Origin of the sequence: Leisingera sp. McT4-56, from assembly GCF_020514995.1 — a bacterium.
Taxonomy (GTDB): Bacteria; Pseudomonadota; Alphaproteobacteria; order Rhodobacterales; family Rhodobacteraceae; genus Leisingera; species Leisingera aquaemixtae_A.
Genome location: NZ_JAJALF010000014.1, coordinates 57,340 through 77,371 on the forward strand (window position 1 = coordinate 57,340; position 20,032 = coordinate 77,371).

The window sequence follows — 20,032 nt, forward strand, 5'->3', positions numbered from 1 at the left end:
TATCCGGCGCCGTTTTGGGTTGGCAGAACAAAATTGTCAGCTGACAATCACATGCTTTGCCGTTGCGTTTCTGTCCGTCAGGCCATTGCCTTTGCCGCCGCCAGACGGCCACAGTGGCGGCGATACCCCTTGTCAAAGGACGCGGCCCCCATGCTTTCCATCCTGCGCAACCGGACCTACCGCCATCTGTTCCTGGCCCAGATCGTGGCGCTCAGCGGCACTGGCCTCGCCACCGTGGCGCTGGGGCTTCTGGCCTTTGACCTGGCGGGCGACCGCGCCGGGCTGGTGCTGGGCACCGCGCTGACGATCAAGATGGTGGCCTATGTCACCGTGGCCCCGATCGCCGCCGCCTGGGCCGAGCAGGTGGACCGGCGCCGGATGCTGATCGCGCTGGACATGGTGCGGATGGCAGTGGCCGTCTGCCTGCCGTTTGTCAGTGAGGTCTGGCAGGTCTATGTGCTGATTTTCCTGCTGCAATCGGCCTCCGCCGGTTTCACACCCGCCTTCCAGGCCACGATCCCCGATGTGCTGACGCAGGAGAGGGACTATACCCAGGCGCTGTCGCTGTCGCGGCTGGCTTATGAGCTGGAAAGCCTGGTCAGCCCGATGCTGGCAGCGGCGCTGCTGGTTCTGGTCAGTTCCTCGACACTGTTCTGGGGCACTGCGGCGGGTTTTGCCGCCTCCGCCTTGCTGCTCGTGTCCATTGTCCTGCCGTCGCCGGAACCCAAGGCGCCCCGGCCCATCTGGCAGCGCACCACCCGCGGCATCCGCAACTATCTGCGGACACCGCGGCTGCGCGGGCTGCTGGCGCTCAACTGGGTGGTTTCGGCGATGGCCGCGATGGTGCTGGTCAACACGGTGGTGCTGGTGCGCGGCGGCATGGGGCAGGGCGAAAGCACAGTGGCACTGGCGCTGGCCTGTTTCGGTGGCGGCTCGATGCTGTCGGCGATGCTGCTGCCGCGCCTGCTGGAGCGTCTGCCGGACCGCAGCGTGATGCTGGCAGGCGGCGCCCTGGGGAGTGCTGCGCTGCTGCTGCTGGCGCTGTCCACGCTGATGCAGCCGCTGGGGTTTGCACGGCTGGCAATCGCCTGGTTCGTGATCGGCCTCGGCTACTCCGCGGTGATGACCCCCTCTGGGCGGCTGTTGGCGCGCTCGGCCCATGCGGCGGACCGGCCGGCGATCTTTGCCGCGCAGTTCACCCTGTCGCATGCCTGCTGGTTGGTCTTCTATCCGCTGTCGGCCTGGCTGATGGCGGCCTGGGGGGCAGGGGCCGCGATGCTGGCGCTGGCACTGCTGGCCGCGGCCGGGCTGGCCGCCGCGCAGCTTTTGTGGCCGCGGGACAGCGCAGCCCCGGTTGCGCACAGCCACCCGGAGCTGCCGCCGGACCACCCGCATCTGCAGGGCGGCCACCCGCATGCGCATCCGATCATCATCGACGATCTGCACCCGCGGCTGCCGCAATAAGACGCCATCCTGGATCGCCGGGGGCCGGGTACGGTTTAATCATTTTATGACTAGACATAATCCTCTAAATGAGTAGGTTATTGCGAAACCGGCAATAACGCGACTCGGGGGGATTCCGTGACAGGGAACTACGTGCTGACAGGCGCCCGGCTGGCCACGATGGCCGGAACGGACACGCCATACGGGATGATTGAGGACGGCGCGGTTGCTGTCTCGGACGGAAAAATCGTCTGGGCCGGGCCGCGGCAGGAATTGTCAGCTGACAACTTTCCCTGGAAGCACGTCGATCTGGCCGGACGGCTGGTCACACCGGGTCTGATCGACTGTCACACCCATATCGTCTTTGGCGGCAACCGGGCGATGGAGTTCGAGATGCGCCTCAACGGCGCCTCCTATGAGGAGGTCGCCAGGGCAGGGGGCGGCATCGTCTCCACTGTGTCCGCCACCCGCGAGGCGTCTCTGGAGCAGCTGGTGCAGGATGCGCTGCCGCGTCTGGATGCGTTGATTGCCGAGGGCACAGCGGTGGTGGAAGTGAAATCCGGCTACGGGCTGGACCTGAAAACTGAGCTGAACATGCTGCGCGCCGCCCGCCGCCTGGGCGAGCTGCGCCCGGTCACGGTGAAAACCACCTTCCTCGGCGCCCATGCCACCCCCGGCGAATACAAGGGCCGCGACGATGACTACATCGACGAGGTCTGCATCCCCGCCCTGCGCGCCGCCCATGCGGAGGGGCTGGTGGATGCGGTCGACGGCTTCTGCGAAAACATCGCCTTTGCGCCTGCCCAGATCGAACGCGTGTTCAAGGCGGCGCAGGAGCTGGGCCTGCCGGTGAAGCTGCACGCCGAGCAGCTGAGCCACCAGGGCGGCACCGCGCTGGCGGCGCAGTACGGCGCGCTGTCGGTCGACCACGTGGAATACGCCACCGAAGACGACGCCAGGGCGATGGCCGCCGCGGGTTCTGTTGCGGTGATCCTGCCCGGTGCCTTCTATACCATCCGCGAAACGCAAATGCCGCCGATCGAGCACTTCCGCACCCTCGGCGTGCCGATGGCGCTGGCGACCGACTGCAACCCCGGCTCCTCGCCGCTGACCTCGCTGCTCTTGACGATGAACATGGGCTGCACCCTGTTCCGGATGACCCCGGAGGAGGCGCTGGCAGGCGTCACACAGCACGCCGCCCGCGCGCTGGGGCTGACGGACCGCGGCCAGATTGCCGCCGGTATGCGCGCCGATCTGGCGGTCTGGGACGTGGAAGCGCCCGGCGAGCTGGCCTACCGCATCGGCTTCAACCCGCTTTACACCCGTATCTATGAGGGCAAACAATGATCGAGATGATCCCCGGCACGGTGACGCTGTCCACGCTGGAAGATATCTACCGCAACCTGACCCCGGCTAGGCTGGATGCCTCTGCCCGCGAACCAGTGGAGGCCGCGGCCCAGATGGTGGCGGATGCCGCGGCGGGTGAGGAAGCCGTCTATGGCATCAACACCGGTTTCGGCAAGCTGGCCTCAACCAAGATCGCACCGGCCGACACCGCCACCCTGCAGCGCAACCTGATCCTCAGCCATTGCTGCGGGGTAGGGGAGGCGCTGCCGGAGGACAAGACCCGGCTGATGATGACGCTGAAACTCCTGTCGATGGGCCGCGGCGCGTCGGGCGTGCGCTGGCTGGTGATCGAGCAGATCGAACAGATGCTGGAGCGCGGCGTGGTGCCGGTGATCCCGTCGCAGGGCTCCGTTGGGGCCTCCGGCGACCTGGCGCCGCTGGCGCATATGGCGGCGGCGATGATCGGGGCAGGGGAGGCCACGTTCGAAGGCACCCGCATGTCCAGCGCGGAAGCGCTGAAAAAAGCCGGGTTAGAGCCTATTGTGTTGGGTCCCAAGGAGGGCCTGGGGCTGATCAACGGCACTCAGTTCTCGACCGCCTGCGCGCTGGGTGGGCTGTTCGACGCCTGGCGCATGGCTGAGGCGTCGATGGCGATTGCCTCGCTCACCACCGACGCCATCATGGGCTCCACCGCGCCGCTGGTGGCCGACATCCACTCCCTGCGCGGTCATGCCGGGCAGATCGATGTGGCCCGCGAAATGCGCGGCATCATGGACGGATCGGAAATCCGCGAAAGCCACCGCGAGGGCGACACGCGCGTACAGGACCCGTACTGCATCCGCTGCCAGCCGCAGGTGGTGGGCGCGGCGCTGGACGTGCTGCGGATGGCCGCCAAGACGCTGGAGATCGAGGCCAACGCCGTCACCGACAACCCGCTGGTGCTGGTGAATGAGGGGCGGATCGTTTCGGGCGGCAACTTCCACGCTGAATATGTGGGCTTTGCCGCTGACCAGATCGCGCTGGCGGTGGCCGAAATCGGCGCCATCGCGCAGCGCCGGGTGGCGCTGATGGTGGACCCGACCCTGAGCCACGACCTGCCGCCGTTCCTGACGCCGGATCCGGGTCTGAACTCCGGCTTCATGATCGCCGAGGTGACCACCGCCGCGCTAATGAGCGAGAACAAGCATCTGGCCAACCCCTGCGTGACCGACTCGACGCCCACGTCGGCCAACCAGGAGGACCACGTGTCGATGGCCGCCCATGGTGCGCTGCGTCTGGCGAAGATGAACGCCAACCTGTCGGTGATCCTGGGCGTTGAAATGCTCTGTGCCGCGCAAGGGGTGGAGGCGCGTGCGCCGCTGCAAACCTCAACGCGCCTGCAGGACGTGCTGGCAATGTTGCGCGCCGATATCCCCTCGCTGGCAGAGGACCGCTATCTGGCGCCCGACATCGAGGCTGCAAGCGCCATGGTCCGCGCGGGCCGGGTTGCGGATGCCGCAGGCGTGAAGGTGGCGGCATGATCGAAGTGACCCAAGGCGCCTCGCCGCTGGTGCTGGGGCTGCCCCACACCGGCACCGATGTGCCGCCGGAAATCTGGGACCGCCTCAATGAGACGGGCCGGGCGCTGGCGGACACAGACTGGCATATCCACGACCTCTATGCCGGGCTGGCAGGGGACATCACAACCGTCCGCACGCCGATCCACCGCTATGTGATCGACGTGAACCGCGATCCGGGTGGTATCAGTCTCTATCCAGGGCAAAACACCACTACTTTGGTGCCGCTCACGGATTTTGACGGGCTGCCGATCTGGCAGGAGGGCAAGGAACCCGATGAGGCGGAAATCACCCGCCGCCGCGACGCTTATCATGCGCCCTATCACGCGGCGCTGATGGCGGAGCTGCAGCGGGTAAAGGCGATCCACGGCTTTGCCATCCTCTATGACTGCCATTCGATCCGCGGCGACATTCCGTTCCTGTTCGAAGGCCGCCTGCCGGATTTCAACGTCGGCACCAACATGGGCGAAACCTGCGACGCGTCGATCGAGGCGCTGACCGTGGCCCATTGCGAGGCGGCGGAGGGCTATACCTCCACCCTCAACGGGCGCTTCAAGGGCGGCTGGACCACCCGCCATTACGGGCGCCCTGCGGAAGGCTACCACGCGATCCAGATGGAACTGGCGCAGGCGACCTACTGCCAGGAAAGCCCGCCCTGGACCTATCTGCCGGAGCGCGCGGAACAACTGCGCGCCCATCTCACCAACATTCTGACTGATCTCAAAAACTGGAGGCCCTCGGCATGAGCGATCCCCGCAAGAACACCCGCGACATCTTCCCGCCCACCGGCCCGGAAATCACCGCCAAGTCCTGGATGACCGAGGCGCCGATGCGGATGATGATGAACAACCTGCACCCCGACGTTGCGGAAAACCCGCATGAGCTGGTGGTGTACGGCGGCATCGGCCGCGCCGCGCGCACCTGGAAGGACTTCGACCTGATCGTCGAGACCCTGAAGAACCTCGACGAGGACCAGACCCTGATGGTGCAATCCGGCAAGCCGGTCGGCGTGTTCCAGACCCACAAGGACGCGCCGCGGGTGCTGATCGCGAACTCCAACCTGGTGCCGCATTGGGCCAACTGGGACCACTTCAACGAGCTCGATAAGAAGGGCCTGATGATGTACGGCCAGATGACGGCCGGCTCCTGGATCTATATCGGCACGCAGGGCATCGTGCAGGGCACCTATGAGACCTTTGCTGAGGCCGGCCGCCAGCATTACGGCGGCGACCTCAAGGGCAAGTGGATCCTGACCGGCGGTCTTGGCGGCATGGGCGGCGCTCAGCCGCTGGCGGCGGTGTTCGCCGGCGCCTGCTGCCTGGCGGTGGAGTGCAACCCGGACTCGATCGACTTCCGCCTGCGCACCAAATACCTGGACGAGAAGGCCGAAACTCTGGACGAAGCGCTGGAGATGATCGAGCGCTGGACCGCTGCTGGCGAGGCGAAATCCGTGGGCCTGCTGGGCAACGCGGCTGAGATCTTCCCGGAACTGGTGAAGCGCGCTGAGGCAGGCGGCATCCGCCCCGATATCGTGACCGACCAGACCTCCGCCCACGATCCGGTCAACGGCTACCTGCCGCTGGGCTGGACCATGGGCGAGTGGAAGGAGCGCCGGGTATCAGAGCCTAAAGCAGTGGAAAAAGCCGCCCGCGCCAGCATGCGCGTGCAGGTGAAGGCGATGTGCGACTTCCATGCAATGGGCATCCCCACCGTCGATTACGGCAACAACATCCGCCAGATGGCGCTGGAAGAGGGGCTGGAGAACGCCTTTGACTTCCCCGGCTTCGTGCCCGCCTATATCCGCCCGCTGTTCTGCAAGGGCATCGGCCCGTTCCGCTGGTGCGCGCTGTCGGGCGACCCGGAGGATATCCGCAAGACCGACGCCAAGATGAAGGAGCTGTTCCCGGAGAATGAGCACCTGCACCGCTGGCTGGACATGGCGCAGGAACGCATCGCCTTCCAGGGCCTGCCCGCGCGGATCTGCTGGATCGGCCTCGGCGACCGCCACAAGGCCGGCCTCGCCTTCAACGAGATGGTGCGCAACGGCGAGCTTTCGGCGCCGGTGGTGATTGGCCGCGACCATCTGGACTCGGGCTCGGTGGCCTCGCCCAACCGCGAGACCGAGGCGATGATGGACGGTTCCGATGCGGTTTCCGACTGGCCGCTGCTGAACGCGCTCCTGAACACCGCTTCCGGCGCCACCTGGGTGTCGCTGCACCACGGCGGCGGCGTTGGCATGGGCTTCTCGCAGCATTCCGGTGTGGTGATCTGCTGCGACGGCACCGAGGACGCCGACCGCCGCATCGGCCGCGTGCTGTGGAACGACCCGGCGACCGGCGTGATGCGCCACGCGGACGCGGGCTATGACATCGCCAAGGACTGCGCGCGCGAACACGGGCTGAACCTGCCCGGCATCCTGGGCTGATAATTCAGCCCGCCAAACAAACCTGGGTAGCCGGTTTCCTGTGAGGAGACCGGCTATTTTTCTTGCAACAGGCGCTCTGCGGTATCTTTGGCGTCGCTCAGGTGCTGTTCGATGGCGGCCTGCGCAGCCTTTGCGTCCCCTGACACAATCGCCTCGCAGATGTCCTGCATATGGGCGGGGCCGGGCTTCTGGCGCTCTGCGGTCGACAGCGTCACCGCCCGCAGCCGGCTGATGCGGCCGTTCAGACGCTGGGCGATTTCCCAGGCGACGTTGTGGCCGGCGCCGTCGAAGATGATCCGGTAAAACTCCGTCGTGGCGCGCAGCATCGGAGTGGGAACGCCGGCCACAACGGCCTCTTGCAGGCTCTGCAGCGCCGTCTTCAGCTGCTCTGCCAGCTGCGGCGTGATGTTGCGGGCGCATTCAGTGGCGGCTGCGGTCTCCAGCATCTGGCGGATGTCGTAGATCTGCCGCGCGTCGGCCCAAGTGAGCTGCGCCACAATCGGCCCCTTGCCGGGCAGGATCTCCACCAGCCCCTCCGCCTCCAAGTACCGGATCGTTTCCCGCACCACGGTGCGGCTGACGCCGAGCTGATCGCACAGGGGCCGCTCCACCAGCCGTTCGCCGGGGGCAAACTGGCCGGAGATGATCGCCTCGCGCATCCGCTCCTGCACGATGTCGCGCAGGGTCTGCGGCTGGTGGTTGATTTTGCTCATGATGGGGCTGGTCATGTTTCTTCCGATAGCAACCGGGGCAGGGCGGAACAAGTCTGCATTGACATACTGTATGATGGTATACCATATTACGGCAACTGGAATCAGACAGGAAAGACCCGCTCATGCCCGCCGAAATCCGCAAGACGCTGCTGCATGTCGAAGAGACCCTGATCGAGGGCGGCAAGGCAGCGGAAACCCCGCTCAAGATGATTGCCGCGGTGGCGGTGATCAAAAACCCCTGGGCCGGGCAGGGCTTTGTCGAGGACCTGCGCCCGGCGATCCATGACTGCGCGCCGGGGCTGGGCGAGAAGCTGACCGCGATGATCCTGGAGGCCGCAGGCGGCGGCGACCGGGTGGAGGGCTACGGCAAATCCGCCATCGTCGGCGTCAATGGCGAGGTGGAGCATGCCTCTGCCCTCATCCACACGCTGCGTTTCGGCAACCACTTCCGCGAGGCGGTGGGGGCAAAGTCCTACCTCGCCTTCACCAACACCCGCGGGCCGGCAAACGCGCCCCTGCAGATCCCGCTGATGGACAAGAACGACGGCGGGCGGCGCAGCCATTACCTGACCATCCAGCTGTCGGTGGCCGATGCGCCGGGCCCGGATGAGATCGTGATCGCGCTTGGCGCCTCCATCGGCGGACGGCCGCATCACCGCATCGGCGACCGCTATCAGGACCTGAAGGAACTGGGTCATGACGTCAGCAACCCTGCAGCTGTCTGAGCCTTACGGCGCCGTCACCTGCCAGCGGGCAGGGCGCGGCGATCCGGTGGTGCTGATCCACGGGGTTGGCATGCAATCGGCGGCCTGGGGGCCGCAGATTGAGGCGCTGAGCCTGGCCCATCAGGTGATTGCGCTGGACATGCCCGGCCACGGCGGCAGCGCGCTGCTGCCGGAGGGCGCCGAGCTGCCGGACTATGTGGCTTGGCTGCATGCCGTGCTGCAGGCGCTGGATCTGGGGCCGGTCAGCCTGGCGGGCCATTCCATGGGCGCGCTGATTGCAGGCGGCTATGCGGTCTGCCATCCTGAGAGCGTGGCCCGCGTGGCGCTGCTGAACGGGGTGTTCCGCCGCTCTGCCGGGGCGCGGCAGGCAGTTGAGGCGCGCGCCGCGGAAATCCGCGCGGGCAGCTTTGACCTGGAAACGCCGCTGGCGCGCTGGTTCGGGGACAGCCCCGCCGACCAACAGGCCCGGGCGCAGGTGGGTGAATGGCTGTCGGGCGTGAACCTGGCGGGCTACGCCGCCGCCTATACCGCCTTTGCCCGCGGCGACAGCACCTATGCGGACGGCTTTGCGGGCATCCGCTGCCCGCTGCTGGCGTTGACCGGCGACGGCGATCCGAACTCTACGCCGGAAATGGCGCAGATGATGGCCACCGCCGCGCAGCAAGGCAGGGCGGTTGTCATCGAAGGCCACCGGCATATGGTCAACCTGACTGCGCCCGCAGAGGTCAACGCCGCCCTGCGCGCCTGGCTGAACACCGAAGGAGCGACGTCATGAGCGATATCGACCCGAGATCCTTACGCAATGCCTTTGGCACCTTCATGACCGGCGTCACCGTGGTGACAACGCACGATCCGGACGGGAACCCCATCGGCTTTACCGCCAACTCATTCACCTCCGTGTCGCTGGACCCGCCGCTGGTGCTGGTGTGCATCGCCAATTCCTCCAGCAACTACGCCGCGTTCGAGCAGACCGAGGGCTTTGCCGTCAACGTGCTGGCAGAGGATCAGAAGGACGTCTCCAACACTTTCGCCCGGCCCGTGGACGACCGCTTTGCCGCTGTGAACTGGCAAAAAGGGCCGCAGGGCAGCCCGGTGTTCGCGGGCGTTTCCGCCTGGTTCGACTGCTCCATGCACAACCGGGTGGAGGCGGGCGACCACCTGATCCTGATCGGCCGGGTGGAGGCGTTCGAGACCTCGCCCGCACCGGGGCTGGGGTACGCCCGCGGCGCCTATGTGACGGCGGCTGCCGAGGCCGAGGCTCTCAGCCAGGGCGCCAAGCTGATCGTCTCGGCATTGATCGAGCACGAGGGCAAGGTGCTGCTCATGGGCAACGATCAGGGCAAGCTGACGCTGCCGGAAACCCGGGTGGGCAAGGAGGGCGCCTCAGCCGCCCTGGCCCGCCTGATTGCGGAAACCGGCGTCGAGGCGGAGCCGGGGTTCATCTATTCAGTCTTTGAAGACGAAGCGCGCGAACATCAGCACATCTCGTTCCTGTGCCAATCGGCCGGCGGCACACCGGCCAAGGGGGTTTTCACGGCCCTGACCCAATCCACGCTGATGGACATCGCCGATGCGGCGGTCTGCACCATGCTGGAACGGTTCGCCAGTGAAAGCCGGATGGGCAATTTCGGGGTGTATTATGGCAATCAGACCACCGGGCAGGTCCGCCCCGTGGCGAAAGGGAGCAAGGGCGCATGAAATTTTCCCTCTTTGCGCATATGGAGCGGATTTCGGAAGCCGACGACCAGAAGCAGCTTTATGACGAGTTCATCCAGCTGTGCAAAATCGCCGATGACGGCGGTATGCACGCGGTCTGGACCGGCGAACACCACGGGATGAATTTCACCATCTCGCCGAACCCGTTCCTGAACCTGATCGACGTGGCGCGGCACACCAAGAACGTGCGGCTGGGCACGGGGACGGTGATTGCGCCGTTCTGGCATCCGATCCGGCTGGCGGGCGAGGCGGCGATGACCGATATCATCACCAATGGCCGCCTGGACCTGGGCATCGCCCGTGGCGCCTATTCGTTTGAATACGAGCGGATGATGCCCGGCATGGACGCCTGGGAGGCGGGCCAGCGGATGCGGGAGCTGATCCCGGCGGTGCAGGGCCTGTGGCAGGGCGATTACGCGCAGGAGGGGGAGTTCCACTCCTTCCCGAAAACCACTTCCTCGCCGAAGCCGCTGCAGCAGGACGGCCCGCCGGTCTGGGTGGCGGCGCGTGATCCGAACAGCCATGAATTTGCCGTGGCCAATGGCTGCAATGTGCAGGTGACGCCATTGTGGAAGGGGGACGAGGAAATCACCGACCTGATGGGCAAGTTCAACGATGCCTGCGCCAAGCACGCCGATGTGCCGCGGCCCAAGATCATGCTGCTTCAGCACACCTATGTCGCGGACAGCGCCGAGGATGTGAAACGCGGGGCGGAGGAGCTCAATCGCTTCTACTGCTACTTCGGCGCCTGGTTCATGAACAAGCGCGACGTCAGCCAGGGGTTGATTGACCCGCTGAGCGACGAGGAGATTGCCGAGCATCCGTTCTACAGCCCCGAGGCGATGGAGCGCGATCTGGTGATCGGCGAACCGGCGGCGGTGATCGAGCGGCTGAAGAAATACGAGGCGCTGGGGTATGATGAATACTCGTTCTGGATCGACAGCAGCATGAGTTTCGAGCGCAAGAAAGCCTCGCTTGAGCGGTTCATCACCGAGGTGATGCCGGCGTTTCAGTAAAGGAACCTGAGAATGCAGTCTTTCCAGCAGTACATTGGCGGAGCGTTCGAGGACGCGAGCGAGACCTTCGAGAGCCTCGATCCGGCCACCGGCAAACCCTGGGCGCAGATGCCTGCCGCTTCGGCGGTGGATGTGGACCGGGCGGTTCGGGCCGCGGAGGCTGCATTCTTCTCCCCTGAATGGGCCGGGATGAGTGCCACCCAGCGCGGCAAGCTGCTGATGCGGCTGGCCGATCTGGTTGCGGAGAACGCACCCCGGCTGGCGGAGCTTGAAACCCGCGACACCGGCAAGATCATCCGCGAGACCTCGGCCCAGATCGCCTATGTGGCGGAATACTACCGCTATTACGCAGGGCTGGCCGACAAGATCGAAGGCGCGCATCTGCCGATCGACAAGCCGGACATGGAGGTCTGGCTGCGGCGCGAGCCGGTGGGGGTGGTGGCCGCCATCGTGCCGTGGAATTCGCAGCTGTTCCTGTCCGCTGTCAAAATCGGCCCGGCGCTGGCGGCGGGCTGCACGGTGGTCTTGAAGGCCTCCGAGGAAGGCCCGGCGCCGATGCTGGAATTTGCCCGGATCTTTGATCAGGCGGGCTTCCCGCCCGGCGTGCTGAACGTGATCACCGGCGGGCCGGAGGCGGGTGCGGCGCTGACCAGCCACGCGTCGGTCGCCCATGTGGCCTTCACCGGCGGGCCGGAGACCGCGCGCCATATAGTGCGCAACTCGGCGGAAAATCTCGCCTCCACTTCGCTGGAACTGGGCGGCAAGTCGCCCTTCATCGTGTTCGACGACGCGGATCTGGAAAGCGCGGTGAACGCGCAGGTCTCCGGCATCTTCGCCGCCACCGGGCAAAGCTGCGTCGCCGGATCGCGGCTGGTGATCCAAAAGGGCATCAAGGACGCCTTCCTCAAGCGGCTCAAGGAGAAAGCCGAAGCGGTGGTGATCGGCGCGCCGGATGACATGGCAACCGAGGTCGGGCCGCTCTGCACCCTGAAACAGCGCGACCACGCGCTGCGGCTGATCGAAGCTTCGGTTGCGGCCGGTGCCAAGCTGGTCACCGGCGGCACCGTGCCGGAAGGGGAGGGGTTCTTCTTCCCGCCCACGGTTCTGGATTGCTCCGGTGCGCCGGAGGCGCCCTGCCTGTCGAACGAATTCTTCGGCCCGGTCCTGTCGGTAGTCGATTTCGAGACCGAGGCAGAGGCCCTGGAGATCGCCAACAACACCGCCTTCGGCCTGGCCTCGGGCGTCTTCACCCAGAACCTCACCCGTGCGCACCGGATGATCCGGGGCATCCGGGCCGGTATCGTCTGGGTCAACACCTACCGCGCCGTCAGCCCGATTGCGCCGTTCGGTGGCCACGGGTTGTCCGGCCACGGGCGCGAGGGCGGGCTGCAGGCGGCGCTGGATTACACCAAGGTCAAGGCGGTCTGGCTGCGCACCAGCGATGATCCGATCCCGGATCCCTTTGTGATGCGCTAGGGCCCGCGGCTTACTGCAAGGCAGTGCGCAAAGGGCACCGCCGCTCACGTCACCGAAGGAGCGGCACAACAGCAGAAGCGTCAGCGTACCGGGCCCCGAAAGGGGCCCGGCGCATTTCTCAGTTCTGTGCTTGCCCGTCTCAGGCGTGCAGATCCTGTGTGATCCGCGTCCCATCCGGTGCGGCGCCGCTTTCGCTGATCGGCGCAGCCGAGGGGTCGCTCTTCAGCGATTTGTACAGCCCCACGGTCATCGCGATGATCACAAAGGAAATCGGGAAGGCCGCCGCAATCGACGCGGTCTGCAAGGCGCCAAGCCCGCCCGCCATCAGCAGCACGATTGCGGTTGCGCCGATGCCTGCGCCCCAGATGATGCGGAACTTCTTCGGCGGGTTGTCGTCCCCCATCGACAGCATGGTGGTAATCACCAGCGTGCCGGAGTCCGCCGAGGTCACGAACCACGAGAACAGCAGCAGCGTCGCCAGCGCCGACAGCGGCCAGGCGGTCCAGCTGAGGTCGCCCAGCCAGGACGTGGCACCCAGGTTGCCGATGGTGCCGTAAAGCGCCGCTGGCAGATCCCAGTCGCGCACGGTCTGGATCACCCCCGCGCCGCCGTCGGCTCCCGGGCCGCCAGCCATGTTCAGTTCCTGCCAGATGGCGTTGCCGCCGAACATGCACAGCCAGAAGAACGCAATCGCGGTCGGCACGAACAGCACCCCGATCATGAACTCGCGGATGGTGCGCCCGCGCGAGATGCGGGCGATGAACATGCCAACCATCGGCGCCCAGGCGATCCACCAGCCCCAGTAGAAGATGGTCCAGCCGCCCTGCCAGGCGATGTTTTCCTCAGAGCTCGCGGTCCAGAAACCCATCGGGATGAAGTTCCAGATGTAATCGCCCAGCGTGGTCACATAGAAGCCCAGCAGCCATTTGACCGGCCCGATCACCACAAAGGCGGCCAGCAGGAACATCGACAGCCAGATGTTCCACTCGGAAATCAGACGGATGCCCTTGCCCACGCCCGATACGGTGGAGGCGGTGGCAATGATGGTCACGATCACGATCAGCGCGATCTTCAGCGTCAGGGTCGGCTCCATGCCGAACAGCACATTGAGGCCGGTTGCCATCTGGCTGGTGCCCAGCCCCAGCGAGGTCGCGATGCCAAACACCGATCCGAACACCGCCAGCAGGTCGACGCAGTGCCCCCAGGGGCCATAGATCCGCTCGCCGATCAGCGGATAGAGCGCCGACCGCATGGTCAGCGGCAGCTTCTTGCGGAAGCCGAAATAGGCCAGGCACAGCCCGACGATCACATAGAGCGCCCAGCCGTGGAACCCCCAGTGGAAATAGGTCACCCGCATCGCGTCGATGGCGCGCTGCATGTTCATTTCCGAATGGCCCGCCAGCTCTGCATGGGGGTTGTTCGGGTAGCCCCAGACCGCCGAGTTGTCGAAGTAGAAGATCGGCTCCGCGACGCCGAAGAACAGGATGCCGATGCCGATGCCTGCGGAGAACAGCATCGCAAACCAGCTGAAGTTGCTGAATTCGGGGCGCGCGTCGTCATCGCCCAGCCGCAGGCTGCCGAACTTGGAGAACATCAGAAAAAAGCAGAAGAACATGATCCCGGCCAGAACCGAGATGTAGTACCAGCTGAGGCCGCCCTCGATCCAGCTGCGGATGGACTTGTACAGACCGCCTGCAAACTCGACGTTCAGAACGGTGAAGATAACGAAGGCGGCAATCATTGCCTTGGATGCCATGCCCATCCCCGGATGCAGACCGGTAAAGAAACCGGACTTCGCCACCAGATGGCCGTTGGAATTGCTTTCTGACATTTGGTCCTCCCATAGGTTTATGGTCATTCAGCTCCTGGAGCCCTCCGTGCTCAGGAAACTGATCGGAACACCCTGACGGGGTGAAGCCATCCCCGCCGCGCTCCGGCTTGGCCCTCCCCCTGCCGCTGCATCCGCAGCAGCACACCTTCAAAAAACGGGCCGGATCGGGGAGGAGATCCGGCCCGCAAAAGAAACCCGGCAGCGCGCGAGCCGCCGGGTTTCCAAGTCATCCGCGCTGGCCGACGTGGCGCCCGACGCCTTCGGGCAGCGGCAGGCCCGCGTGCGCGGCGGCATAGGACGCCAGCTTGTCCGCCACCTCCGGCGACGGCAGCGAGGTGCCGCGCGCGTTCAGGTCCATGTGCAAGAGCAGCGTTTCCACCGTTGCCGCCAGCTTACCCTCGGGGCCAAACAGGCGGTGAAACAGGTGCATCTTCTTGCCTTCGCCCTGCAGCACCTGGGTGGTCACAGTCAGCGCGTCGCCCTCGTGCAGCTCATCCAGGAAGCGCACATGGTTCTCGACGGTGAAATAGCTGCCGCCCGCGGCGATGTAGTCTGCATCCGCGCCGATCATCTCCATGAACCGGTCGGTCGCCTGCGCCGAGGCCTCGGTGTAATGCGCCTCGTTCATGTGGCCGTTGTAGTCGGTCCAGCTCTGCGGCACCGGGCGGCTGACGGTGACCGGCAGCTCCACCGCGTCCGGCACGGGCAGCGTTGCCTCATGGGTGTTGATGACACCGCCGGCACCGCTGCCGGATTTCTTCAGCGCCCGCATCATGCCGACCAGGTTGTCGTCCCGCAGCCGCTCCAGCGCGCGGATCGGCATGTGGCCGGACTGCGCGTCGGACTGGCCCGCGATCAGGTCCACCAGTTCCTCGGTGAACTCCGGCACATCCATCAGCTTGGTCCAGGGCCATTCCAGCGCCGGCCCGAACTGCGCCATGAAATGCTTCATGCCCGCTTCGCCGCCGGCAATCCGGTAGGTCTCGAACAGGCCCATCTGCGCCCACCGCAGGCCAAAGCCCATGCGGATCGACTCGTCCAGCTCCTCAGTGGTGCAGATGCCGTCCTTGATCAGCCACAGGCCCTCGCGCCAGACCGCTTCCAGCAGACGGTCGGCGATATGCGCGTCGATCTCCTTGCGCACGGTCAGCGGGTACATGCCGACAGACCGCAGCAGGCCCGCGGCCTGCGCGCAGGTGTCCGCATCGCCCACCAGCTCGACCAGCGGCAAGAGGTAGACCGGGTTGAAGGGATGCGCGACCACGGCACGCGCTCCTGCTGCGTTCAGCTCCGACGGCTTGAAGCCGGATGTCGAAGAGCCGATCACCGCGCTTGCCGGCGCGTGCGCCTGGATCTGCGCGTGGATCTTGTGTTTCAGGTCCAGCCGCTCCGGCACGCTCTCCTGGATCCAGGCGGCATCCGCCACCGCCTCCGCCATGTCCGCATGGAAGGTCAGTTCGCCTTCGGCCGGCAGCGCCTTGTCATAAAGCGATGGCAGCGAGCGGCGGGCGTTGGCCAGCACCTCGCCGATCTTGCGTTCCGCTTCCGGGTCCGGGTCGAACACCCGCACGTTCCAGCCGTTCAAAAGAAACCGCGCGGCCCAGCCGCCGCCAATAACCCCGCCGCCGATGATTGCTGCTGTTTTCATGATCTATCCTCTGATCGCCCTCCCTGTGCGCCCGCCGGTGCACAGGGGGTGTACAGGGGGTGCACGCATGTCACCCCCGCATTTCGGCTTATTTCGCCACCGGCGCGCGCTTGGTCAGGCCCAGCTTTTCACGGACCGCCTCCGGGCCGATGATCCGGGCGCCCATGTTTTCGATCACGGTGACGGCGCGTTCCACCAGCTGCGCGTTGGTGGCCAGCACGCCCTTGTCCAGGAACAGGTTGTCCTCGAGGCCCACCCGCACGTTGCCGCCCGCCAGCACCGACTGCGCCGCATAGGGCATCTGATCGCGGCCCAGGGAGAACGCCGACCAGGTCCAGTCCGACGGCACATTGTTGACCATCGCCATAAAGGTGTTGAGGTCGTTCGGCGCGCCCCACGGAACCCCCATGCACAGCTGCACCAGCGCGTTCGGCTCCAGAATTCCCTCTTTTACCAGCTGCTTGGCAAACCACAGGTGGCCGGTATCGAACGCCTCGATCTCCGGCTTCACGCCCAGGTCGGTCATCATCTGGCCCATCGCCCGCAGCATGCCGGGGGTGTTGGTCATGACGTAATCGGCCTCGGCAAAGTTCATGGTGCCGCAGTCCAGGGTGCAGATTTCCGGCAGGCATTCGGCGATATGGGCCATCCGTTCGGTGGCGCCAATCATGTCGGTTGCCGCCTCGTTCACCGGCAGCGGCGCTTCGGTCGAGCCGAACACGATGTCGCCGCCCATGCCCGCGGTCAGGTTCAGCACCACGTCCACCTCAGAATCGCGGATCCGGTCGGTAAGCTCGCGGTACAGCGCCAGATCACGGCTCGGCGCACCGGTCTCCGGGTCGCGCACATGGCAGTGGACCACCGCCGCGCCAGCCTTGGCCGCCGCGATCGCGGACTCGGCGATCTGCTTGGGCGAGCGCGGCACATGGGGGGATTTGTCCTGGGTGCCGCCGGAGCCGGTCACGGCGGCAGTGATGAAGACGTCTCGGTTCATGGTCAGGGGCATGGTCTCGCTCCTTTGGGGTTAGACTTGCAATTCGGGGTGATCGGCAAACAGCGCCAGCGCCTGCGGGTTGGCGATGCCGGAGAGGTTGCGGACAGGGTGTTTGTTCACCACATCGCGGACCGCCAGCTCGGCGGTCTTGCCGGATTTGGTGCGCGGGATGTCAGCGACGGCGATGATTTTCGCGGGCACGTGGCGCGGCGAGGCATTTTTGCGGATTTCCGTTTTGATCCGAGTAGTTAGCGCATCATCCAGCGCTGCGCCCTCGGCGGGAACCACAAACAGCACCACCCGCACGTCGTTGTCGATGCTCTGGCCGACCACCACCGCATCCGCGACCTCGTCTATCTTGTCGAGCTGCCGGTAGATTTCCGCCGTGCCGATCCGCACGCCGCCGGGGTTCAGCGTCGCGTCCGAGCGGCCCAGCACCACATAGCCGCCCTGTTCCGTGCGGATGGTGAAATCGCCCTGCCGCCAGATATTGGGATAGGTCTCGAAATAGCTGGCGCGGTAGCGGGCATCGCCGGGGTCGTTCAGGAACCGGGTCGGCATCGACGGATGCGCATTGCGGCAGACCAGCTCCCCCGCCGTGCCCTCAACCGGTTCGCCCTGATCGTTCAGGGTCGCCACATCCAGCCCCAGCATCGGCGCCTGGATCTCGCCCTGATACACCGGCAGCACCGGGCAGCCGCCGATGAAACAGCCCAGAATATCGGTGCCGCCGCAGATCGAAGCCAGCTGCACATCCGCCTTCCAGTCCGCATAGACATGGGCAAAGCCCTCGGGCGACAGCGGCGAGCCGGTGGACAGAACCACCCGCAGCGAAGCCAGGTCATGACTGTCCGCAGGCCGGTTGCGGCGCTTCAGCGAGGCATCGATGTATTTGGCGGAAATGCCGAAATGGGTGACCTTCTCCGCCTCGGCCAGATCGAACAGCCGGCGCATGCCCGGATACATCGGGTTGCCGTCAAACAGCACGATCACGGCCTCGGAGGCCAGCGCCGCCACCTGCCAGTTCCACATCATCCAGTTGCAGGTGGTGTAATAGAACATCCGGTCGCCCGGGTGCAGATCGCAGTGCAGCTGCTGCTCCACCAGCATCCGCAGGAGGGTCCCGCCGCCGGAATGCTCGATGCATTTCGGCTTGCCGGTGGTGCCGGAGGAAAACATCACATAGAGCGGATCGCGGAAGCCCATGGGACGGCAGTCCAGCACCGGGGCGTCCGCCTGCTTGAAAGCTTCATAGGCAGTCATGCCCGCGGGCAAATCCGCGGCATCGCCCGCATAGGGCCAGACCACGATCTGCTGGATCGACGGCACGCGGGCGGCGACTTCGGCAATCGCCGCGCGGGTCTCAAACGTCTTGCCGTTGTAGAAATAGCCGTCAGCGGCGAACATCAGCTTGGGTTCGATCTGGCCGAAGCGGTCGACCACCACATCCGGCCCGCTTTCCGGCGCGCAGGAGGACCAGACCGCGCCCAGCGAAGCCGTGGCCAGCATCGCCGCCACGGTTTGCGGCATGTTCGGCACATAGCCCGCGACATGATCGCCCGCCCCGATCCCGGCATCCCGCAGGGCGGCCGCAAGCATTTCCACCTCGCGCTTCAGCCCGGCGCGGGTCCAGGCCGTGCGGTGCCCGTCTTCGCCGATGAAGACAATCGCCTCGCGCCCATCCGCGTTCTTCAGGAATGTCTCCACGACGTTCAGCCGCGCTTCAGGGAAGAAGCGGACCTGCATCGGGTCCTGATGCGACAGCAACGGCACCGTGCCCTTGTCCCCCATCAGACCGCAAAAATCCCAGGCCAGCGGCCAGAATTCCTGCGGCTGCGCAACCGACCAGACGTGCAAATCGGCGAAGCTGTCCAGAGCGGTTCCGGCAGCCTTCGCGGACTGCGCCAGGAAGTCGGACAGCAGAGGTTTGCGGCGCGCCGAAAGATCCGGCTGCCAGAGAAGGGGAGCGGTGGTCATGGAAGTCTCAGTGGCTAGAGAGCGGGCTTAGAGGTCGTCTGCGCGTCGGTTCGGATCGGGTCAAGAGACTTGACTTGCAGCGTGATTAGCGCAGGAAATGACGTAACGTTTATACAGTTTCGGTCAAATACTATACAGATGCCGTCAAAACCGCCGCCGATATTCGAATTCCTGCTGTTCGACGGGTTTTCCAACATGGTGCTGGCCAGCGCCATGGAGCCGCTGCGCGACGTGCGGATGAACTCCGGCCAGGAGATTGCCGGCTGGCGGGTCAGCACCCTTGATGGCGCGCCGGTCACCAGTTCCAGCGGCCTGCAGATCACCCCTGACGGGGCATTCGACGACGGCGGGGACAACCGCACCCTGGTGCTGGTTGCAGGTTATCATGTGCGCGGGCAGGTGACGCCCGCGCTGCTGGCGCGGCTGCGCGGCGCAGTGCGTCGGGCAGAGCTGGTGCTGGCACTTGATACTGCTGCCTGGCTGCTGGCCGCGGCAGGGGTTCTGGACGGCCATACCGCGACGATCCACTGGCAGGAGCTGGAGGCCTTTGCCGAGACCTTTCCCAAGGTCGAGGTTTCCACAGCGCGGTTTGTCCGGTCCGGCGCGTTCCTCACCTGCGGCGGCGCCAGCACCGCGCTCGACATGATGCTGAGCCTCATTCAGGATCTTTACGGATCCGCCGCGGCCTTTGGCGCCTCGACCATGTTTGTCTACGACCCGTCGCGCCAGTCGGAGCTGAACCGCGGCGCCGCGCGGCTGGAGCAGAAGGGCTCGCCCAAGATCCTGAAGGCGGCGAACCTGATGGCCGAAACCATCGAAACCCCGATGAGCACGGCGGCGCTGGCCAAACGGGTGTCGCTGTCCGAACGCACGCTGGCCCGCGCGTTCCAGCGTGAACTGGGCATGACGCCGGGCAAATACTACAAGATGCTGCGGCTCCAGCACGCCCGCTACCTGTCGGAAGAGACCCATCTGAGCCTGGAGCAGATTGCCCTCCGGTGCGGGTTTTCCTCTGCTTCCTCACTCGGGCGGTCGTTCAGCGGGCATTACGGCAGGACCATCCGCGAGGCGCGGGGGCAGGAAAAACCGTGGGACCGTGCCGCACAGGGCAAAGGCGGCAGATCCTAGGGGCAGGAGCCATTGACGCCGCCACCCCGGCGCGGCA

The 20,032-nt window shown here is 65.7% G+C and carries 16 protein-coding genes; 11 read left to right on the top strand and 5 right to left on the bottom strand.

Annotated elements, in window-relative coordinates; all coding sequences use genetic code 11:
- Positions 1 to 150 precede the first annotated feature (150 nt).
- From LHL23_RS15455 to hutU, 5 genes are all read left to right on the top strand, one after another.
- Entirely contained in the window at positions 151 to 1,464 is a 1,314-nt protein-coding gene (locus LHL23_RS15455; protein ID WP_226430550.1) for an MFS transporter, read from the top strand.
- 117 nt (positions 1,465 to 1,581) lie between these two features.
- Positions 1,582 to 2,790 (top strand): imidazolonepropionase, encoded by a 1,209-nt coding sequence (gene hutI / locus LHL23_RS15460; RefSeq protein ID WP_226430551.1) that lies wholly within the window; start codon positions 1,582 to 1,584, stop codon positions 2,788 to 2,790.
- A complete protein-coding gene (hutH, locus tag LHL23_RS15465) occupies positions 2,787 to 4,310 on the top strand; it encodes a histidine ammonia-lyase (protein WP_226430552.1) in 1,524 nt (507 codons plus the stop codon). The genes hutI and hutH overlap by 4 nt, the downstream gene beginning before the upstream one ends.
- Positions 4,307 to 5,092 carry an N-formylglutamate deformylase gene (gene hutG / locus LHL23_RS15470; RefSeq protein WP_222482193.1) on the top strand — a complete coding sequence of 262 codons (786 nt, stop codon included), beginning with the start codon at positions 4,307 to 4,309 and terminating at the stop codon, positions 5,090 to 5,092. The genes hutH and hutG overlap by 4 nt, the downstream gene beginning before the upstream one ends.
- Positions 5,089 to 6,771 carry a urocanate hydratase gene (hutU, locus tag LHL23_RS15475; RefSeq protein WP_222482192.1) on the top strand — a complete coding sequence of 561 codons (1,683 nt, stop codon included), beginning with the start codon at positions 5,089 to 5,091 and terminating at the stop codon, positions 6,769 to 6,771. The genes hutG and hutU overlap by 4 nt, the downstream gene beginning before the upstream one ends.
- A 53-nt stretch (positions 6,772 to 6,824) precedes the next feature.
- On the opposite strand, the gene LHL23_RS15480 is transcribed toward hutU, so the two are convergent.
- Entirely contained in the window at positions 6,825 to 7,499 is a 675-nt protein-coding gene (locus LHL23_RS15480) for a GntR family transcriptional regulator (protein ID WP_226430553.1), read from the bottom strand.
- Positions 7,500 to 7,606: 107 nt separating this feature from the next.
- On the opposite strand from LHL23_RS15480, the gene LHL23_RS15485 reads away from it, so the two are divergent.
- The 5 genes from LHL23_RS15485 to LHL23_RS15505 are packed head-to-tail and all read left to right on the top strand — an operon-like array spanning position 7,607 to position 12,417.
- Positions 7,607 to 8,209: an amino acid synthesis family protein gene (locus LHL23_RS15485; protein WP_226430554.1), complete on the top strand. Its 603-nt coding sequence runs from the start codon at positions 7,607 to 7,609 to the stop codon at positions 8,207 to 8,209.
- Positions 8,181 to 8,984, top strand: coding sequence for an alpha/beta fold hydrolase (locus LHL23_RS15490; protein ID WP_226430555.1), 804 nt, complete (start codon positions 8,181 to 8,183; stop codon positions 8,982 to 8,984). Before LHL23_RS15485 ends, LHL23_RS15490 begins: the two co-directional genes overlap by 29 nt.
- Complete coding sequence (locus tag LHL23_RS15495; RefSeq protein WP_226430556.1) at positions 8,981 to 9,907, top strand: flavin reductase; 927 nt, start codon at positions 8,981 to 8,983, stop codon at positions 9,905 to 9,907. Before LHL23_RS15490 ends, LHL23_RS15495 begins: the two co-directional genes overlap by 4 nt.
- Entirely contained in the window at positions 9,904 to 10,941 is a 1,038-nt protein-coding gene (locus LHL23_RS15500) for an LLM class flavin-dependent oxidoreductase (RefSeq protein WP_226430557.1), read from the top strand. Before LHL23_RS15495 ends, LHL23_RS15500 begins: the two co-directional genes overlap by 4 nt.
- A gap of 12 nt (positions 10,942 to 10,953) precedes the next feature.
- A complete protein-coding gene (locus LHL23_RS15505; RefSeq protein WP_226430558.1) occupies positions 10,954 to 12,417 on the top strand; it encodes an aldehyde dehydrogenase in 1,464 nt (487 codons plus the stop codon).
- A 139-nt stretch (positions 12,418 to 12,556) separates the two neighbouring features.
- Here the strand turns inward: LHL23_RS15505 and LHL23_RS15510 are convergent, their stop codons facing one another.
- The 4 genes from LHL23_RS15510 to LHL23_RS15525 form a co-directional block, all read right to left on the bottom strand.
- Positions 12,557 to 14,248 (bottom strand): BCCT family transporter, encoded by a 1,692-nt coding sequence (locus tag LHL23_RS15510; RefSeq protein WP_226430559.1) that lies wholly within the window; start codon positions 14,246 to 14,248, stop codon positions 12,557 to 12,559.
- A gap of 226 nt (positions 14,249 to 14,474) precedes the next feature.
- Complete coding sequence (locus LHL23_RS15515) at positions 14,475 to 15,896, bottom strand: carnitine 3-dehydrogenase (protein WP_226430560.1); 1,422 nt, start codon at positions 15,894 to 15,896, stop codon at positions 14,475 to 14,477.
- 88 nt (positions 15,897 to 15,984) lie between these two features.
- On the bottom strand, positions 15,985 to 16,902 hold the full coding sequence (locus LHL23_RS15520) for a 3-keto-5-aminohexanoate cleavage protein (RefSeq protein ID WP_226430561.1): 918 nt from the start codon (positions 16,900 to 16,902) through the stop codon (positions 15,985 to 15,987).
- 18 nt (positions 16,903 to 16,920) lie between these two features.
- On the bottom strand, positions 16,921 to 18,867 hold the full coding sequence (locus tag LHL23_RS15525; RefSeq protein WP_226430562.1) for an acetoacetate--CoA ligase: 1,947 nt from the start codon (positions 18,865 to 18,867) through the stop codon (positions 16,921 to 16,923).
- 138 nt (positions 18,868 to 19,005) lie between these two features.
- On the opposite strand from LHL23_RS15525, the gene LHL23_RS15530 reads away from it, so the two are divergent.
- Positions 19,006 to 19,995 carry a GlxA family transcriptional regulator gene (locus LHL23_RS15530; RefSeq protein ID WP_226430563.1) on the top strand — a complete coding sequence of 330 codons (990 nt, stop codon included), beginning with the start codon at positions 19,006 to 19,008 and terminating at the stop codon, positions 19,993 to 19,995.
- Positions 19,996 to 20,032: the final 37 nt, after the last annotated feature.

What these genes read in the sequence shown, in the direction of transcription:
- LHL23_RS15455 (WP_226430550.1), top strand. Translation starts at nt 151, where the DNA reads ATGCTTTCCATCCTGCGCAACCGGACCTACCGCCATCTGTTCCTGGCC.
- hutH (WP_226430552.1), top strand. Translation starts at nt 2,787, where the DNA reads ATGATCGAGATGATCCCCGGCACGGTGACGCTGTCCACGCTGGAAGAT.
- hutG (WP_222482193.1), top strand. Translation starts at nt 4,307, where the DNA reads ATGATCGAAGTGACCCAAGGCGCCTCGCCGCTGGTGCTGGGGCTGCCC.
- hutU (WP_222482192.1), top strand. Translation starts at nt 5,089, where the DNA reads ATGAGCGATCCCCGCAAGAACACCCGCGACATCTTCCCGCCCACCGGC.
- LHL23_RS15480 (WP_226430553.1), bottom strand. Translation starts at nt 7,499, where the DNA reads ATGACCAGCCCCATCATGAGCAAAATCAACCACCAGCCGCAGACCCTG.
- LHL23_RS15485 (WP_226430554.1), top strand. Translation starts at nt 7,607, where the DNA reads ATGCCCGCCGAAATCCGCAAGACGCTGCTGCATGTCGAAGAGACCCTG.
- LHL23_RS15490 (WP_226430555.1), top strand. Translation starts at nt 8,181, where the DNA reads ATGACGTCAGCAACCCTGCAGCTGTCTGAGCCTTACGGCGCCGTCACC.
- LHL23_RS15495 (WP_226430556.1), top strand. Translation starts at nt 8,981, where the DNA reads ATGAGCGATATCGACCCGAGATCCTTACGCAATGCCTTTGGCACCTTC.
- LHL23_RS15500 (WP_226430557.1), top strand. Translation starts at nt 9,904, where the DNA reads ATGAAATTTTCCCTCTTTGCGCATATGGAGCGGATTTCGGAAGCCGAC.
- LHL23_RS15505 (WP_226430558.1), top strand. Translation starts at nt 10,954, where the DNA reads ATGCAGTCTTTCCAGCAGTACATTGGCGGAGCGTTCGAGGACGCGAGC.
- LHL23_RS15510 (WP_226430559.1), bottom strand. Translation starts at nt 14,248, where the DNA reads ATGTCAGAAAGCAATTCCAACGGCCATCTGGTGGCGAAGTCCGGTTTC.
- LHL23_RS15515 (WP_226430560.1), bottom strand. Translation starts at nt 15,896, where the DNA reads ATGAAAACAGCAGCAATCATCGGCGGCGGGGTTATTGGCGGCGGCTGG.
- LHL23_RS15520 (WP_226430561.1), bottom strand. Translation starts at nt 16,902, where the DNA reads ATGCCCCTGACCATGAACCGAGACGTCTTCATCACTGCCGCCGTGACC.
- LHL23_RS15525 (WP_226430562.1), bottom strand. Translation starts at nt 18,867, where the DNA reads ATGACCACCGCTCCCCTTCTCTGGCAGCCGGATCTTTCGGCGCGCCGC.
- LHL23_RS15530 (WP_226430563.1), top strand. Translation starts at nt 19,006, where the DNA reads ATGCCGTCAAAACCGCCGCCGATATTCGAATTCCTGCTGTTCGACGGG.